General features: G+C 72.8%; 14 protein-coding genes. 10 read left to right on the top strand and 4 right to left on the bottom strand.

What is annotated here, in order from left to right:
- Nucleotides 1–67: 67 nt before the first annotated feature.
- The gene (locus SLINC_RS10830) at nt 68–1,096 is read left to right on the top strand and encodes an HAD hydrolase-like protein (protein ID WP_067429995.1); all 1,029 of its coding nucleotides are present in this window, start codon (nt 68–70) and stop codon (nt 1,094–1,096) included.
- A 36-nt stretch (nt 1,097–1,132) separates the two neighbouring features.
- Here the strand turns inward: SLINC_RS10830 and SLINC_RS10825 are convergent, their stop codons facing one another.
- Nucleotides 1,133–2,146: an ABC transporter substrate-binding protein gene (locus SLINC_RS10825; protein ID WP_067445213.1), complete on the bottom strand. Its 1,014-nt coding sequence runs from the start codon at nt 2,144–2,146 to the stop codon at nt 1,133–1,135.
- A gap of 136 nt (nt 2,147–2,282) precedes the next feature.
- On the opposite strand from SLINC_RS10825, the gene SLINC_RS10820 reads away from it, so the two are divergent.
- The 3 genes from SLINC_RS10820 to SLINC_RS10810 are packed head-to-tail and all read left to right on the top strand — an operon-like array spanning nt 2,283 to nt 5,244.
- The gene (locus tag SLINC_RS10820) at nt 2,283–3,326 is read left to right on the top strand and encodes a FecCD family ABC transporter permease (protein ID WP_067429988.1); all 1,044 of its coding nucleotides are present in this window, start codon (nt 2,283–2,285) and stop codon (nt 3,324–3,326) included.
- The gene (locus SLINC_RS10815; RefSeq protein ID WP_067429985.1) at nt 3,323–4,360 is read left to right on the top strand and encodes a FecCD family ABC transporter permease; all 1,038 of its coding nucleotides are present in this window, start codon (nt 3,323–3,325) and stop codon (nt 4,358–4,360) included. Before SLINC_RS10820 ends, SLINC_RS10815 begins: the two co-directional genes overlap by 4 nt.
- Nucleotides 4,357–5,244, top strand: a complete 888-nt coding sequence (locus SLINC_RS10810) for an ABC transporter ATP-binding protein (RefSeq protein ID WP_079164489.1) — start codon at nt 4,357–4,359, stop codon at nt 5,242–5,244. The genes SLINC_RS10815 and SLINC_RS10810 overlap by 4 nt, the downstream gene beginning before the upstream one ends.
- Here SLINC_RS10810 and SLINC_RS10805 read toward each other — a convergent pair.
- On the bottom strand, nt 5,228–5,575 hold the full coding sequence (locus SLINC_RS10805) for an SCP2 sterol-binding domain-containing protein (protein WP_067445211.1): 348 nt from the start codon (nt 5,573–5,575) through the stop codon (nt 5,228–5,230). The genes SLINC_RS10810 and SLINC_RS10805 overlap by 17 nt on opposite strands.
- Before the next feature lie 42 nt (nt 5,576–5,617).
- Here SLINC_RS10805 and SLINC_RS45795 point away from each other — a divergent pair, with 42 nt between their 5' ends.
- The 5 genes from SLINC_RS45795 to SLINC_RS10785 all read left to right on the top strand — a co-directional run bounded on the left by SLINC_RS45795 (nt 5,618) and on the right by SLINC_RS10785 (nt 10,872).
- On the top strand, nt 5,618–5,923 hold the full coding sequence (locus tag SLINC_RS45795) for a hypothetical protein (protein WP_079164488.1): 306 nt from the start codon (nt 5,618–5,620) through the stop codon (nt 5,921–5,923).
- A 7-nt stretch (nt 5,924–5,930) separates the two neighbouring features.
- On the top strand, nt 5,931–6,746 hold the full coding sequence (locus SLINC_RS10800) for a TlyA family RNA methyltransferase (protein ID WP_067429979.1): 816 nt from the start codon (nt 5,931–5,933) through the stop codon (nt 6,744–6,746).
- On the top strand, nt 6,743–7,648 hold the full coding sequence (locus tag SLINC_RS10795) for an NAD kinase (RefSeq protein ID WP_067429976.1): 906 nt from the start codon (nt 6,743–6,745) through the stop codon (nt 7,646–7,648). Before SLINC_RS10800 ends, SLINC_RS10795 begins: the two co-directional genes overlap by 4 nt.
- 91 nt (nt 7,649–7,739) lie before the next feature.
- Nucleotides 7,740–9,458 carry a DNA repair protein RecN gene (gene recN / locus SLINC_RS10790; protein WP_067445209.1) on the top strand — a complete coding sequence of 573 codons (1,719 nt, stop codon included), beginning with the start codon at nt 7,740–7,742 and terminating at the stop codon, nt 9,456–9,458.
- A 277-nt stretch (nt 9,459–9,735) separates the two neighbouring features.
- On the top strand, nt 9,736–10,872 hold the full coding sequence (locus tag SLINC_RS10785) for a glycosyltransferase family 4 protein (protein WP_067429972.1): 1,137 nt from the start codon (nt 9,736–9,738) through the stop codon (nt 10,870–10,872).
- Nucleotides 10,873–10,884: 12 nt separating this feature from the next.
- Here SLINC_RS10785 and SLINC_RS10780 read toward each other — a convergent pair whose 3' ends face one another.
- The gene (locus SLINC_RS10780) at nt 10,885–12,525 is read right to left on the bottom strand and encodes a PucR family transcriptional regulator (protein ID WP_067429970.1); all 1,641 of its coding nucleotides are present in this window, start codon (nt 12,523–12,525) and stop codon (nt 10,885–10,887) included.
- 107 nt (nt 12,526–12,632) lie between these two features.
- Between SLINC_RS10780 and SLINC_RS10775 the strand changes: the two genes are divergently transcribed.
- Entirely contained in the window at nt 12,633–13,589 is a 957-nt protein-coding gene (locus tag SLINC_RS10775) for an LLM class F420-dependent oxidoreductase (RefSeq protein WP_067429967.1), read from the top strand.
- Nucleotides 13,590–13,704: 115 nt separating this feature from the next.
- Here the strand turns inward: SLINC_RS10775 and SLINC_RS10770 are convergent, their stop codons facing one another.
- On the bottom strand, nt 13,705–15,507 hold the full coding sequence (locus SLINC_RS10770) for a glycoside hydrolase family 15 protein (RefSeq protein ID WP_067429964.1): 1,803 nt from the start codon (nt 15,505–15,507) through the stop codon (nt 13,705–13,707).
- Nucleotide 15,508 lies beyond the last annotated feature (1 nt).

Genomic DNA, 15,508 nt, shown 5'->3' with positions numbered 1-15,508 from the left:
CATCGTACGGGTGTCAGTGGCATGGGGGATGATCGGGGGAAAGCCGTCGAACGAGGAGCGATGCGGAATGAGCCAGGGCGTCAGGACGAGGCCCGCGGGCAGTGGACAGGCCCTGAGCGAGGCGTACGACACGGCGCTGCTCGACCTGGACGGGGTGGTCTACGCGGGCGGGAACGCCATTGTGCACGCCGTCGAGTCGTTGGCCACCGCGCGCTCGGGCGGCATGCGTCTCGCGTACGTCACCAACAACGCGCTCCGGACTCCGGACACCGTGGCCGAGCATCTCACCGAGCTGGGCATACCGACGGGTGCCGCGGATGTCATCACCTCGGCGCAGGCGGTCGCCCGGCTGATCTCCGAGCAGGTGCCGCAGGGCTCCCGGGTGCTCGTGATCGGCGGGGAGGGGCTCCGGGTGGCCCTGCGGGAGCGGGGGCTGGAGCCCGTGGAGTCGGCGGACGACGATCCGGCGGCGGTGGTGCAGGGGTTCGGCGGGCCCGACCTGCCGTGGGGGCGTTTCGCCGAGGCGTCGTACGCCGTGGCGCGCGGGGTGCCCTGGTTCGCGTCCAACACCGATCTGACCATTCCCAGCGGGCGGGGGATCGCGCCGGGCAACGGGGCGGCGGTGGAGGTCGTGCGGATCGCGACCGGAGCCGAGCCGCAGGTGGCCGGCAAGCCGTTGCCCCCGATGCACCGGGAGACGATCCTGCGGACCGGGGCCGAGCGGCCGTTGGTGATCGGGGACCGGCTGGACACGGACATCGAGGGGGCGTTCAACGGGCAGGTGGACTCGCTGCTCGTCCTGACCGGGGTGACCGACGGGGCCCAACTGCTGGCCGCGCCGCCGCAGCACCGGCCGACGTACGTCGACGCCGATCTGCGGGGACTGCTGACGGGGCAGCCGGAGGTCGCCGAGGCGGGGGAGGGGTTCCGGTGCGGTGGCTGGACGGCGGTCGCGGGTGCCGAGCGGCTGGAACTCGACGGTGAGGGCGAGGCCCTGGACGGACTGCGCGCGCTGTGCGCGGCCGCTTGGACTGCGGCCGGAGAAGAGGTCTGCCGACTGGACGGGGAGAAGGCGCTGGCACGGCTGGGGGTGTGAGCGGCGGCGCCGGGCGGCGGCCGTCGCGGCCGGTGGTCAGGCGGTCTTCTTCGACTTCTCCAGTGCCGCCGCGAGATCGTCGATGCGGGGTCCGTACCCGGCGTAGCTGAAGCGCTCCTCGTTGACCCAGGGGAATATCTGGCCCGCTCGCACGGCGGGCAGGCGGGCCCAGGTCGGTTCGGCCTTCGCCAGGTCGGCGGGCTGGAGGGTGCCGGGGCGGTTGTCCACGAGGATCAGATCGGCGTCGTAGGTGTCGGCGTTCTCCCAGCTGAGCTGATGCCAGAAGCCGCCCTCGCTCAGCTTGGTGGGGGTGACGAAATCGACGCCGAGGGACTTGTAGTAGCGCAGATCCGTGAAGTCGTCCGGGTTGGCGACGTACATGAGGTCGGGCGCCGCGGAGATCGCCATGACCTTCAGGCGGGCGCCCGATCCGGTCGTCCGGCGGAGGTGGTCCGAGGCCGTCTCGAAGGTGGTCCTGGCAGTGGAGAGCTCGGCGGAGTCCACGTCGGCGCCCAGGGAGGCGGCGAGTTCGGCGAAGCGGCCGATCACCTCGGTGAGTGAGCTCTTCGTGGTGAGGATGCCGACGCTGGGGGCGAGCGACTCGATCTTCTTCGCCGACTCCTCGGGCACGTACCAGAGCGCGGGAGGCTCGGTCATCTGGGCGACCAGGAGCTCGGGGCGCAGTGACGCGTACCGCTCGACGTTGAACTGGGGATAGGTGTTGCCGAGGTTGGTCACCTTCTTCACGTCGATGTTCCCGGCCCGGGGGTCGGGCTCGCCGTTCTCCAGTGTGGTGGGGCCGAAGACGCCGACGCACTCGATGCCGAAGTCGTGCAGGACGGCGGCCGCGCCGACGAAGGCGACGATGCGCTTCGGGGTGGAGTCGGTCCTGACCGTCGTACCGCGGTCGTCCTTGAAGCTCCACGGTCCGCCGGATGTGGACGCCCCGGCCTGCCCCTCGGAGGGGTCGTCGTCCGAACCGCCGCATGCCGCCAGGAGGCCGCCGAGGCCGAGGGCGCCGGCGGAGGTGAGGAGAGTGCGACGGCTCAGGGCGCGGTCGGTGGAGGTGCTGTGACGGCTGAGAACGGAACGGGAAGCGGGCAGGGGCGAGTTCACGGGGGCGTTCCTCCTGCGAGGCCATACACACGGATCGAGCCAGAACGAGAGGGTAGGCTAACCTAACTACGTGTTGGTCGACAGTCCTCCCGAGCAGCGCGCGGACACCGCTCCCGCGCCCCCGAACCGCCGGGCGATACGAGCCATCGGGCTCCTCGCCTCCCTTGCGCTCCTTGCGCTCGCCGTGGTGGCGAGTATCGCGATCGGCGCCAAGGCGCTGTCCGTGGGGGAGGTCTGGCACGGTCTGTTCGAGGACTCGGGGACCTACGCCGACGTCGTCGTCGCCGACCGGCTGTCGCGGACCGTGCTGGGCGTCCTGGCCGGTGCCGCGCTCGGACTGTCCGGAGCGGTGCTCCAGGCACTGACCCGCAATCCGCTGGCCGACCCGGGACTGCTCGGCATCAACGCGGGCGCGTCCGCCGCGGTCGTCACGGCCATCTCGTTCTTCGGCGTCACCTCGCTGAACGGCTATGTCTGGTTCGCGTTCGTCGGCGCGGCCGCCGTCGGGGCCATGGTCTGGTTCCTGGGCGGCAGCCGGGGTGCCACGCCCGTGCGGCTGGCGCTCGCCGGTACGGCGATCAGCGCCGCGCTCTACGGCTACCTCCAGGCCGTGATGATCCTGGACGACGCCGCGCTGAACAGGATGCGCTTCTGGACGGTCGGTTCGCTGTCCTCCGCGACCGATTCGACCGTCGCGCAGGTGCTGCCCTTCCTGCTGGCCGGCGCGGTTCTCGCCCTCGCGCTCGCCCGGCCGCTCAACGCCATGGCGATGGGCGACGACACCGCCAAGGCACTCGGCGCCAACCTGAACCGGACCCGGGCGCTGTCCATGCTCGCCGCGACCGTGCTGTGCGGGGCCGCGACCGCCGCCTGCGGACCGATCGTCTTCGTCGGGCTGATGGTCCCGCACGCCGTCCGCTCGTTCACCGGGCCCGACCTGCGCTGGATCCTGCCGTACGCGGCGGTCCTGTCGCCGGTCCTGCTGCTGACGTCCGACATCCTCGGCCGGATCGTGGCGCGCCCCGCGGAACTTCAGGTCGGGATCGTCACCGCGCTTCTGGGCGGCCCGGTCTTCATCCTTCTTGTACGACGTCGGAGGACGGCCCAGCTGTGAAGACCAACCGTGCCGTCAGGACCCCCGGTGGGATGTCCGTCCGGCTGGATGTCCGTGCCCTCACCGTCGTTCTCCTGCTGCTGCTCGTCGCGCTCGTCGCGAGTGTCGTGCTGATCGGCACCGGCGACTTCCCGATCCCGGCCGCCGACGTCCTCAGGGCGCTGGCCGGCAACGGGGACGCCGGGCAGGAGTTCATCATCAACGAGCTGCGGCTGCCGCGGGTCCTCGTCGCGCTCCTGGTCGGCGCCTCGCTCGGGCTCGGCGGAGCGCTGTTCCAGGCCATCTCCCGCAATCCGCTGGGCAGTCCGGACATCCTCGGGCTCGGCCAGGGCGCGGCGGCCGGCGCCCTGATCGTGATCGTGCTGATGTCCGGAAGCGCGAGCCAGGTCACCGTCGGAGCACTGCTGGGCGGACTCGCGACCGGGATCGCCATCTATCTGCTCGCCTGGAAGCAAGGTGTGCACGGGTATCGACTGGTGCTGGTCGGTATCGGTGTGTCCGCGATCCTCACCGCCCTCAACGGCTATCTGCTGACCCGGTCCGACCTCACCGACGCGGCCCGTGCCGTCGTCTGGGTGACCGGATCGCTCAGCGGACGCGACTGGGACCAGGTCTGGCCGCTGCTCGCGCTGTGCGCCGTCCTCGTGCCGCTCGTCCTCACCCGCGCGCGCGACCTGCGGATGATGGAGATGGGCGACGACGTGTCCTACGCCCTCGGGGTACGGGTCGAGCGGGTGCGGATGCTGCTGCTCGTGGCCGCCGTCCTGCTCACCGCGACCGCCACCGCGGCCGCCGGACCGATCAGCTTCGTGGCGCTCATCGCGCCCCAGGTGGCCCGCCGGCTGACCCGCTCGCCGGGGCCGAACCTGCTGCCCTCCCTGTGCATGGGCGCCACCCTCCTGGTCACCGCCGACTGGGTCTCCCAGCGCGTGTTCGGCGCCGACCAGCTGCCCGTGGGCGTGGTCACCGGAGTCCTCGGCGGCGTCTATCTGCTGTGGCTGCTGGTCGCCGAGCGCAGGGCGGGCCGGATATGAGCGCCGACCACGGCGGCCGAAGCACCGACAGCAGCACCGACAGCGGGCTGAACAACCGAAGGAGCACTGTGAACCGCCTGTCCGCCGAGAACGTGACCCTGGCCTACGACCAGAGGGTCATCGCCGAGCAGCTGTCGGTGGAGATACCCGACAACTCGTTCACCGTGATCGTCGGCCCCAACGCGTGCGGGAAGTCCACGCTCCTGAGGGCCCTGTCACGGATGCTCAAGCCCTCCCAGGGCCGGGTGCTGCTGGACGGCAAGGCCATCCAGTCGATGGCCCCGAAGAAGGTCGCTCGGACCCTCGGGCTGCTGCCGCAGTCGTCGATCGCGCCCGACGGAATCACGGTCGCCGACCTCGTCGGCCGCGGCCGCTACCCGCACCAGGGCATCCTGCGCCAGTGGTCCACCGATGACGAGCGGGTCGTACAGGAGTCGATGCGGCAGACCGGCGTCGCCGAGCTGGCCGACCGGTACGTCGACGAACTCTCCGGCGGCCAGCGGCAGCGCGTGTGGATCGCGATGGCGCTCGCCCAGCAGACCCCGCTGCTGCTGCTCGACGAGCCGACGACCTACCTGGACATCCAGCACCAGATCGACGTCCTGGACCTGTGCGCCGAACTGCACGAGGAGCAGGGCCGCACGCTGGTCGCCGTGCTGCACGACCTCAACCACGCCGCCCGGTACGCCACGCACCTGATCGCCCTCAAGAGCGGGGCGGTCATCGCCGAGGGCGCTCCCAAGGACATCGTCACCGCGGAGCTCGTCGAGGAGGTCTTCGGGCTGCGCTGCCAGGTCATCGACGACCCGGAGACGGGCACGCCGCTGGTGGTGCCGGCGGCACGCAGGGCACGCGCGCGCGTGGAGGTCAAAGAAGCTTCCTGAGCTGGAACAGGTCCCTGAGACCCGCCTCCAGCTTCACCCGTCCCGAGCCCCAGGCCTTGGCGAAGTGCAGCTCGCCGTTCACCAGGGCCACCAGGTCGTCACCGGTCATGGTGAGCCTGATCTGGGCCTTCTCCCGCGGCGGGCCCTGGAGCGTGTCCCGCACCACGATCCGGCCGCCCGCCATCCGGCCGACGAACGTGGTGTCGAGGTCGGTGATGTGACAGCTCACCGAGCGGTCCATGGCGGCTGCCGTACGGACGTCCCCCTCGGCGTCGCGCATGCTGTCGGAGAGCTTCTCGAGTGCGGCGCGGCACTCCTCGATCGTGGCCATCGCGATCGACGGTACCCCAGCGGTTCGGGGTAGCGTCTTGGCATGAGCGACGCAGTTCCGGAGACGGAGACCCTCCAGGAGAGGGTGGAGCCGGAGTACGACCCCGCTGCCCCCGCCCCGCTGACCGTCCCGCGTACCCCCACGGGCCACGCCGAGGTCGACGCCCAGCTGGAGCGGCTCGGTGATGCCGACCACCTCGCCACCGACGGACACCTCGAGGTGTACGAGGATGTACACCGAGGGCTGCGCGACGCGCTCACCGCGCTCGACGCCCGGCCGGAAACTCCGGCGCCCCCACCGTCGTATGACAAGAGGGCACCTTCACCCTCGTATGGCACTAGGAGCTGAACCGAACGTGGCAGGAGTCGCACGTCGCCGTCTGGACGCGGAGCTGGTCCGCCGGAAGCTCGCGCGCTCGCGCGAGCACGCCGGGCAGCTGATCGCCGCGGGGCGGGTCACCGTCGGCAGGACCGTCGCGACCAAGTCCGCCACCCAGGTGGAGACGGCGGCCGCGATCGTGGTCCGGGCCGACGAGGGCGACCCCGACTACGTCTCGCGCGGTGGGCACAAGCTCGCGGGCGCGCTTCAGGTGTTCGTGCCGCAGGGGCTCGCCGTCGAGGGACGGCGGGCCCTGGACGCCGGCGCCTCCACCGGCGGTTTCACCGATGTGCTGCTGCGTGCCGGGGCCGCGCAGGTCGTCGCCGTGGACGTCGGATACGGACAACTCGCATGGTCTCTTCAGAGCGATGAACGGGTCACCGTCAAGGACCGTACGAACGTACGCGAGTTGACGCTCGAAGCGATCGATGGGGAGCCTGTGGATCTTGTCGTGGGGGATCTGTCCTTCATCCCGCTCGGCCTGGTACTGCCCGCCCTGGTGCGGTGCGTGAAGCCGGACGCCGATCTGGTGATGATGGTGAAGCCGCAGTTCGAGGTGGGTAAGGAGCGGCTGGGCAGTGGGGGAGTGGTGCGGAGTCCGCAGCTGCGCGCGGAGGCGGTGCGCGGGGTGGCGGGCAAGGCGGGGGAACTCGGGCTCGGGGTGAAGGGGGTCACGGCCAGTCCGTTGCCCGGGCCCTCGGGCAATGTCGAGTACTTTCTGTGGCTGCGTGCCGGGGCGCCCGCTCTGGACCCGGCCGATGTTGACCGTGCAGTGGCGGAGGGGCCGCGTTGACACCGAACCGAGCTCGTACTGTTTTCCTGCTCGCCCACACGGGGCGGCCCGCCGCCATCCGCAGTGCCGAGCTCGTGGTGAAGGGACTGCTGCGTTCGGAGATCGGCGTGCGCGTCCTGGAGTACGAGGCGGCCGACCTGCCGCTGCCGCCCGAGGTGGAGCTCGTCAAGGAGGCGACTCCGCAGTGCCTCGAAGGGTGCGAGCTGCTCATCGTGCTCGGGGGTGACGGGACGCTGCTGCGGGGGGCCGAGTTCGCCCGCGCGTCCGGGGTGCCGATGCTCGGCGTCAACCTCGGCAGTGTCGGGTTCCTCGCGGAGGCCGAGCGGGACGATCTCGACAAGGTCGTCGACCGGGTGGTGACCAAGGCGTACGAGGTCGAGGAGCGGATGACCGTCGATGTCGTCGTTCACCGCAACGGGGACATCGTCCACACCGACTGGGCCCTGAACGAGGCGGCCGTGCAGAAGGCCGGCGCGGAGAAGCTGCTGGAGGTTGTTCTGGAGATCGACGGGCGGCCGGTGACCGGGTTCGGGTGCGACGGGATCGTGCTGTCCACACCGACGGGGTCCACGGCGTACGCGTTCTCCGCGGGCGGGCCCGTGGTGTGGCCCGAGGTCGAGGCGTTGCTGATGGTGCCGATCTCCGCGCACGCGTTGTTCGCCAAGCCGTTGGTGACCTCGCCGAACTCGGTCCTGGCCGTGGAGTTGCTGCCGCACATCCCGCCGGGGGTGTTGTGGTGCGACGGGCGACGGACGTTCGAACTGCCGCCGGGGGCGCGGGTCGAGGTGCGGCGGGGGGCCGTGCCGGTGCGGTTGGCCCGGCTGCACCACGCTTCGTTCACGGACCGGCTGGTGGCGAAGTTCGCGTTGCCGGTGTCCGGATGGCGGGGGGCGCCGCACTAGGCGGCGCCCGGGTCGTTCCACTCCCCCGGGTGACAGGGTGCCTCGCACAGAGCCGGGCGGACCTCGTAAGGTCTTCACCGTGCTGGAAGAGATGCGGATACGGTCGCTCGGAGTCATCGATGACGCCGTCGTCGAGCTGTCGCCCGGATTCACCGCTGTGACGGGTGAGACGGGTGCGGGCAAGACCATGGTGGTCACCAGCCTGGGGCTGTTGCTCGGTGGACGGGCGGATGCGGCACTCGTGCGGATCGGGGCCGAGAAGGCGGTCGTGGAGGGGCGGATCACCATGCCCTCCGGGACGTCGGCCGTCGTGCGGGCCGAGGAGGCCGGGGCGGAGCTGGACGACGGGGCGCTGCTCATCAGCCGTACCGTTTCGGCCGAAGGACGGTCGCGGGCGCACCTGGGCGGGCGCAGTGTGCCCGTCGGGCTGCTCGCCGAACTGGCCGACGATCTCGTGGCCGTGCACGGGCAGACCGACCAGCAGGGCCTGCTGAAGCTGTCCCGGCAGCGGCAGGCCCTCGACCGGTACGCCGGAGACGCGGTGGCGGTGCCGCTGGCCAAGTACACCGAGGCGTACCGGCGGCTGCGGGCCGTCTCCGTCGAGCTCGACGAGATCACCACGCGCGCGCGTGAACGGGCCCAGGAGGCCGACATGCTGCGCTACGGCCTCGACGAGATCGCCGGGGTGGAGCCGCGCGCCGGTGAGGACGTGGAGCTGGCGGAGGAGGCCGAGCGGCTCGGGCACGCGGAGGCGCTGTCCTCCGCCGCCACGGCCGCCCATGCCGCGCTGGCGGGCAATCCCGAGGACCCCGAGGGCATCGACGCCACCACGCTCGTCGCGGGCTCGCAGCGTGCCCTGGACGCCGTACGGTCCTACGACCCGGCGCTCGCAGCGCTGGCGGACCGGATCGGCGAGATCGGGATCCTGCTGGGCGATGTGGCGGGCGAGCTGGCGGGGTACGCCGACGACCTCGACGCCGATCCGCTGCGGCTGGCGGCGGTGGAGGAGCGGCGGGCCGCGCTGACGGCGCTGACCCGGAAGTACGGCGAGAACGTCGCCGCGGTGCTCGCCTGGGCCGAGCAGAGCGCCTCCCGGCTCACCGAGCTGGACGGTGACGACGAGCGGATCGACGAGCTGACCGCCGAGCGGGACGCGCTCCGTGCCGAACTGGGCGGGCTCGCGCAGGCGTTGACCGACGCGCGGGCGGATGCCGCCGAGCGGTTCGCGGCCGCCGTGACCGCGGAGCTGGCCTCGCTGGCCATGCCGCACGCGCGCGTGTCCTTCGACATCCGCCAGACCGAGGCCGCGGACGGCGTGGAGGTCGGCGGGCGGACGGTCGCGTACGGGCCGGCCGGTGTCGACGAGGTCGAGCTGCTGCTGGCCCCGCACCCCGGTGCCCCGCCCCGGCCGATCGCCAAGGGCGCGTCCGGCGGTGAGCTGTCGCGCGTGATGCTGGCCGTCGAGGTCGTGTTCGCGGGCACCGATCCCGTGCCGACCTACCTCTTCGACGAGGTCGACGCCGGTGTCGGCGGCAAGGCCGCGGTCGAGATCGGGCGGCGGCTGGCGCGGCTCGCGAAGACCGCTCAGGTCGTCGTCGTGACCCACCTGCCCCAGGTCGCGGCCTTCGCCGACCGGCAGTTGCTGGTGGAGAAGACCAATGACGGATCCGTCACCCGGTCCGGTGTGAAGGTCCTGGAGGGCGAGGACCGGGTGCGTGAGCTGTCCCGGATGCTGGCCGGCCAGGAGGACTCGGAGACGGCACGGGCCCACGCGGAGGAACTGCTGGCCACGGCCAGGGCGGACGGGTAGCGGACGGCGGCGCCGGGGGCCGCGCACTTCGTGGCTGGGGGCGGGGCCGGGGCGGGCACATCTGTGCGGAATGGCCCCTTCCCTCACTCGTGTGGGTGACGCGCCGTGCCGTTCCGTCCGGGTGCCGGCACCCCGGTGTTCCCGGAACACCCGTACGTGCTGGCATCCTTGGCGGAGAACGCAGTACGCGTAGGAAGCGCGCGGTACACCCCTCCGCTCGATACCTTCTGTACGTTTCCTCGTGACCGCCCGACGCCGAACCAGGAGCCCCGGCCACGTGACCCCCGTGAGCAGCCACTCACCGCACGGCCAGTCGTCGCTGCGCACCGTGCAGGTGCTGGGCGGCGGCAACGCCGGCAGCAGCGCGCACGTGCGCTCCCTGACCTCGGGTCTGGTCGCACGGGGAGTGCGGGTCACGGTGTGCGCCCCCACCGAGGCGGAGCGCGCCCACGACTTCACCGGGGCCGGCGCCGAACACGTGCATGTGCCGCGCAGCAGCGACCCGGCCTCCGTGGCCGCGCTGCGGATGGCGTGCACCAACGCCGACCTGGTGCACGCGCACGGACTGCACGCCTCCTTCCGCGCCGTGCTCGCGCTCAGCGGACGCCGTACCCCGCTGATCGTCACCTGGCACGACCGGGCGTACGCCGAGGGGGCGCGCGCCCAGTTCCTGCGCCTGCTGGAGCGGAGGGTGGTCAGGACCGCGGCCGTGGTCCTCGGCACCACCTCGGCCCTCGTGGACCGGGCCCGCCGCACGGGCGCACGGGACGCGCGGCTCGCCGCCGTCGCCCTGCCCGGCCCCCGCGAGGCCGTCGAGCCGGAGGACCCCGACCGGCTGCGCGCCAAGGTGCGGGCCGAACTCGGCGCCACCGGACGCCCGTTGCTGATGGCCGTCGGCTCCCTCGACCGGCACCGGGGCTACGGCCTGCTGCTGGACGCCGCACGCTCGTGGCGCCGTCTCGATCCCGTGCCGCTGGTGGTCGTTGCGGGGGAGGGGCCGCTGCGCGCCGAACTCCAGCGCCGTATCGAGGAGGAGGGGCTGCCGGTCCGGCTCCTCGGACAGCGGGAGGACGTCTGCGAGTTGCTCTCCGCCGCCGACCTCGCCCTGCTGCCGAGCGGCGGGGATTCGCGGTCCGTGCTCGCCCAGGAAGCCCTCCACGCGCGCGTGCCGCTCGTCGCCACCGGGGGCGGCGGCGTCCCCGAACTCGTCGGAGACGCGGCCGAACTCGTGCCCTCCGGGGACTCCGAGGCGTTCGCCGCCGCCGTGGTCCGGCTGCTCGGCGACCCCGAACGCCAGGAGGAGCTCAGGGACAAGGGCGCACGGCAGGCGGCGGGCTGGCCGACCGAGGACGAGACCGTCGCCCAAGTGCTCAGCGTCTACGACGAGTTGACCCAACTGCGGCCCCTGATCTGAAACCCCGCGTGATCAGGGCACGAGTCTGCGGGCCCGCAGCGCCAGGCTCAACGCCAGGACCGTCTGCGGGTCGTCGAGGTCGGTGCCGAGCAACTCCCCGATGCGGGCGAGCCGGTTGTAGAGCGTCTGCCGGTTGAGGTGCAGCTCGCGGGCCGTCTCCGCCTTGCGGCCCGCGTGCGCCAGATACGTCTCCAGCGTGGGCAGCAGGGGCGGCTTGGAGCGGTCGTCGTGGTCCTGGACCGGCCCGATGGCACGGTCCACGAAGGCCGCCAGGTCAGGGTGGTCGCGCAGCCGCCACAGCAGGAGGTCGATGTCGAGGCGGCGGGCGTCGTACCACGGCCGGTCGGACAAGCCCTGGGCCGCCGTGGCCGTCTCCGCCGCGTGCCGCAGGCCCGCCGAGGCCGCCGCCCAGCCGCCCGCGACCCCGACGACCACCACCGGCGGCTGTGCTCCAGGCCGTTGCATCCCGGCCCGCTCCACACCCGCCCGCAGCGCCGCCGCGACCCGGTCCGCGACCGCCGACCTCTCCGACTCCGACCGCAGGCCCAGCAGCACGGGGACCCGGCCCTCGACCGGACGTACACCCAGCAGGACCGGTACGCCCACGGACGCCAGCTCCTCCGCGACCGCGCGCGCCAGGACCGCCCAGCCCCCGCCGGGGGCGAGCGGGTCGCCGAGCCGCATGACCACCGGCAGCAGCGGTCCGGCGCCCGGCTTGAAGCCGAGGACGCGCGCCTGCGCGGGCGCGTCCTCGGCGGCGATACGGCCCTCGGCGAGGTCGGTCAGGAAGTCGCCGCGCCCGCGCGCGGCCAGCTCCTCCTCCTGGCGGGCCTGCATCAGGACCACGGCCAGGATCCCCGCGGCCCGCTCGGCGGCCATCCGGTGCACGGGGGCGAGCGGCGCGCGGACGGGGAGCAGAACGAGCCGGGCGCGCACCGAGCCCGTCCCCGGCCCGCCGCCCGGCACGTCCACCAGGACCGAACCGGCCGTGGGGGCGTCCTGGTGCCGGCCGCGCAGCCCCTCCCACACCTGGAGCGGATCCGCGCCCTCGGGTCCGGCCCCGGCGGCGTACAGCAGCCGGCCGTCCGTCGTCTCCAGGAAGACCGGGTTGCCGCTGAAGTCGGCCAGGATGCCCAGGACCTGCGGCACCCCGCCGCCGTCCAGCAGCGCCCGGGTGCAGCGGCCGTGCACCTCCTCCGCCTGCTGGAGCAGGGCGTAGTGGCCGTTGACGATCTCGGTGTGGATCTCCTCGGTGACCGTCACGAAGGGCACCTCGCGGTGCAGCTGGACCAGCGGCAGACCGGCCGAGCGGGCCGTGTCGACCAGGGCGGCGGGCAGCCGCGTGAAGCGCGGGCCGAGCTCCACGACCAGGGCCGCGATGCCCCGCTCGGCCAGGGTGCGCACGAACGCCCGCTGCTCGGCGGAACGGGTGCCGAGGCCGTAGCCCGTGGTCAGCAGCAGTTCGCCGCCCTTGAGCAGCGAGGCGATGTGCGGCACCTCGCCCGCGTGCACCCAGCGCACGGTCCGGTGCAGCCGGTCGGCGCCCGCGAGAACCTCCGGGAGCCCGCTCCGCAGTCCGGGCAGCTCCAGTGCCCGCTGCACGGTGATCCCGGCGCCCCGGTTCTCGAAACGGTGATCCGTGCGGCTGTCCATGCAGCGGACGCTACCCGCGCGAACTCCCCGGCGGCATCTCCGGCCCGGCAGCCGCTGCCGCGCAGGTGCGGGGGTTGAGGCGCGTGCGCTCGGGTAGCGGCCCCGCCATGGACATCAGCGTGGTCGCCGTGGGGCGGGAGGACGACAGTCCGATCGATGAGCCGTTGCGGGTGGGGGTGCTCGCCGACCGGCTCGGGTATCCGGAGGTGTGGGTCGGCGAGGGACCGACGTGGGACTCCTTCGTCCTGGCCACCGCCATCGGTCAGGCCACCGGACAGGTGGCGTTGACCGCCGGGCCGGTGCCGGTGAACGTGCGCGACCCGTACACCATCGCCCGCGGCGCCGCGGGCACCGCGGCCGTCGTGGGCAGGCCGGTCGGAGTGGCGCTGGGCACCTCCAGCAAGCGCGTCGTCGAGGGCGTGCACGAGCGGCCCCGGGCCCGGCCCGCGGCCACGATGGAGGAGAGCGCGGCGGCCCTGCGCGGACTCCTGCACGCGACCCCCGGCGAACCGGTCGTCCCCGGCAGCCCGTTCCGCCGCCGCCTCCCGCCGCCCGGCGGTGCCCTCACGGTGGCGGCCTTCGGCGACCGCGCGATCGCCACGGCCGCCGCGCACGCCGACCGGATGCTGCTCGACGTCGTCTCGCCGGAGCAGGTGCGTGACCTGCGCGCCAGGCTGCTCGCGGCGGCCGACAAGGCGGGCCGCACCCCGCCCACGCTGGCCGCCTGGCTGCCCGCGGCCGTCGACCCCGAGCCGGAGACGCTCGACCAGGTCCTGGGCAGCATCGCCGGATACCTGACCGTGGCGGGCTACCGCGAGGTGTTCGTCGAGGCCGGTCTCGGTGCGGCGGTCGAGCTGGCCGAGTCCGGCGCCGACCGGGAGACACTGGTCCGTGCGCTGCCGAGGGAGGCCGCCTCCGCCGTAGGCCTGGTCGGCGGCCTCGACACCGTACGCGCACGGATCGAGGTCTACGCCGAGGCCGGGCTCGACGAGATCGCGCTGGTCCCGGCCACGGCCGGCGACCCGGGCGGGGAGCGGACGCTGACGGCCCTCGGGCCGGGCTGAGCCGACCCCGCACGCCCCTGAACGCGCCCTTGCCCGCCCTTGCACGGGCAGGGGCAATCGCTTGCTTCCCGCCCGTGCGGATGCGGTCCGTCCCCTCCGTCCGGAAGGGACGGCGTCAGCCGCCGTAGGCTCCGGAAGCCGTCAGCCTCAGCGCGGTGTCGATGAGCGGAACATGGCTGAAAGCCTGCGGGAAGTTGCCGACCTGGCGCTGCAGGTGCGGGTCCCACTCCTCGGCCAGCAGACCGAGGTCGTTGCGCAGGGACAGCAGCTTCTCGAACAGCTTGCGGGCCTCGTCCACGCGGCCGATCATCGCCAGGTCGTCCGCCATCCAGAACGAGCAGGCCAGGAAGGCACCCTCGTCGCCCGGCAGGCCGTCGACGCCCTCGTCCTCGCCGGAGGTCGGGTAGCGCAGGATGAAGCCGTCCGCCGTGGACAGCTCGCGCTGGATCGCCTCGATCGTGCCGATCACGCGCTTGTCGTCCGGAGGCAGGAAGCCCATCTGCGGGATCAGCAGCAGGGAGGCGTCCAGCTCCTTCGAGCCGTACGACTGCGTGAAGGTGTTGCGCTCCTTGTCGTAACCCTTCTCACACACGTCCCGGTGGATGTCGTCGCGCAGTTCGCGCCACTTCTCCAGCGGGCCGTCCGCGTCGCCGGACTCGATGAGCTTGATCGTGCGGTCCACGGCGACCCAGGCCATCACCTTGGAGTGCACGAAGTGGCGGCGCGGGCCGCGCACCTCCCAGATGCCCTCGTCCGGCTCGTCCCAGTGCTGCTCCAGGTAGCGGATGAGCTTGAGCTGGAGCAGCGAGGCGTAGTCGTTGCGGGCCAGGCCCGTCATGTGCGCCAGGTGCAGGGCCTCGGTGACCTCGCCGTAGACGTCCAGCTGGAGCTGGTGTGCGGCGCCGTTGCCCACGCGGACCGGGGCGGAGCCCTCGAAGCCGGGCAGCCAGTCGAGCTCGGCCTCGCCCAGCTCGCGCTCGCCCGCGATGCCGTACATGATCTGGAGGTTCTCCGGGTCGCCGGCGACCGCCCTGAGCAGCCACTCGCGCCAGGCGCGGGCCTCCTCGCGGTAGCCGGTGCGCAGCAGCGAGGACAGGGTGATCGCCGCGTCGCGCAGCCAGGTGTAGCGGTAGTCCCAGTTGCGGACGCCGCCGATGTGCTCCGGCAGGGAGGTCGTCGGCGCGGCGACGATGCCGCCCGTCGGGGCGTAGGTCAGGGCCTTGAGCGTGATCAGCGAGCGGACGACGGCCTCGCGGTAGGGGCCGTGGTACGTGCAGTGCTCGACCCACTCGCGCCAGAAGTCCTCCGTCGCCTCCAGCGACTGCTCGGGCTCCGGGAGCGGCGGCGGCTGCTTGTGCGAGGGCTCCCAGGAGATGGTGAACGCGATCCGCTCACCCGGGGCGACCGTGAAGTCGGAGTACGTCGTCAGCGACTTGCCGTAGGTCTCCACCTCTGTGTCGAACCACACGCTGTCCGGGCCCGCGACGGCGACCGTACGGCCCTCGTGCCGGTGCACCCACGGCACGACCCGGCCGTAGGAGAAACGCATCCGGAGGGCGGAGCGCATCGGGACCCGGCCCGAGACGCCCTCCACGATGCGGATGAGCTGCGGGGCGCCGTCACGCGGGGGCATGAAGTCGGTCACCCGGACCGTGCCGCGCGGGGTGTCCCACTCGGACTCCAGGATCAGGGAGTCTCCGCGGTAGCTGCGCCGGGCCGCGGTGGGAGGCTCGGCGTCGGCGGCGTGCGCCGGGCCGAGCCGCCAGAAACCGTGTTCCTCCGTGCCCAGCAGGCCGGCGAAGATGGCATGCGAGTCGAAGCGGGGCAGGCACAGCCAGTCCACCGTGCCGTCCCGGCAGACCAGGGCAGCGGTCTGCATGTCTCCGATGAGTGCGTAGTCTTCGATGCGCCCGGCCACG

Source organism: Streptomyces lincolnensis (assembly GCF_001685355.1).
Classification (GTDB): Bacteria; Actinomycetota; Actinomycetes; order Streptomycetales; family Streptomycetaceae; genus Streptomyces; species Streptomyces lincolnensis.
Note: the sequence above shows the minus strand (reverse complement) of the source record. Positions and strands in the feature narration are given on the sequence as shown.

What these genes read in the sequence shown, in the direction of transcription:
- SLINC_RS45795 (WP_079164488.1), top strand. Translation starts at nt 5,618, where the DNA reads ATGAGCGACGCAGTTCCGGAGACGGAGACCCTCCAGGAGAGGGTGGAG.
- SLINC_RS10775 (WP_067429967.1), top strand. Translation starts at nt 12,633, where the DNA reads ATGGACATCAGCGTGGTCGCCGTGGGGCGGGAGGACGACAGTCCGATC.
- SLINC_RS10830 (WP_067429995.1), top strand. Translation starts at nt 68, where the DNA reads ATGAGCCAGGGCGTCAGGACGAGGCCCGCGGGCAGTGGACAGGCCCTG.
- SLINC_RS10780 (WP_067429970.1), bottom strand. Translation starts at nt 12,525, where the DNA reads ATGGACAGCCGCACGGATCACCGTTTCGAGAACCGGGGCGCCGGGATC.
- SLINC_RS10805 (WP_067445211.1), bottom strand. Translation starts at nt 5,575, where the DNA reads ATGGCCACGATCGAGGAGTGCCGCGCCGCACTCGAGAAGCTCTCCGAC.
- recN (WP_067445209.1), top strand. Translation starts at nt 7,740, where the DNA reads ATGCGGATACGGTCGCTCGGAGTCATCGATGACGCCGTCGTCGAGCTG.
- SLINC_RS10810 (WP_079164489.1), top strand. Translation starts at nt 4,357, where the DNA reads ATGAGCGCCGACCACGGCGGCCGAAGCACCGACAGCAGCACCGACAGC.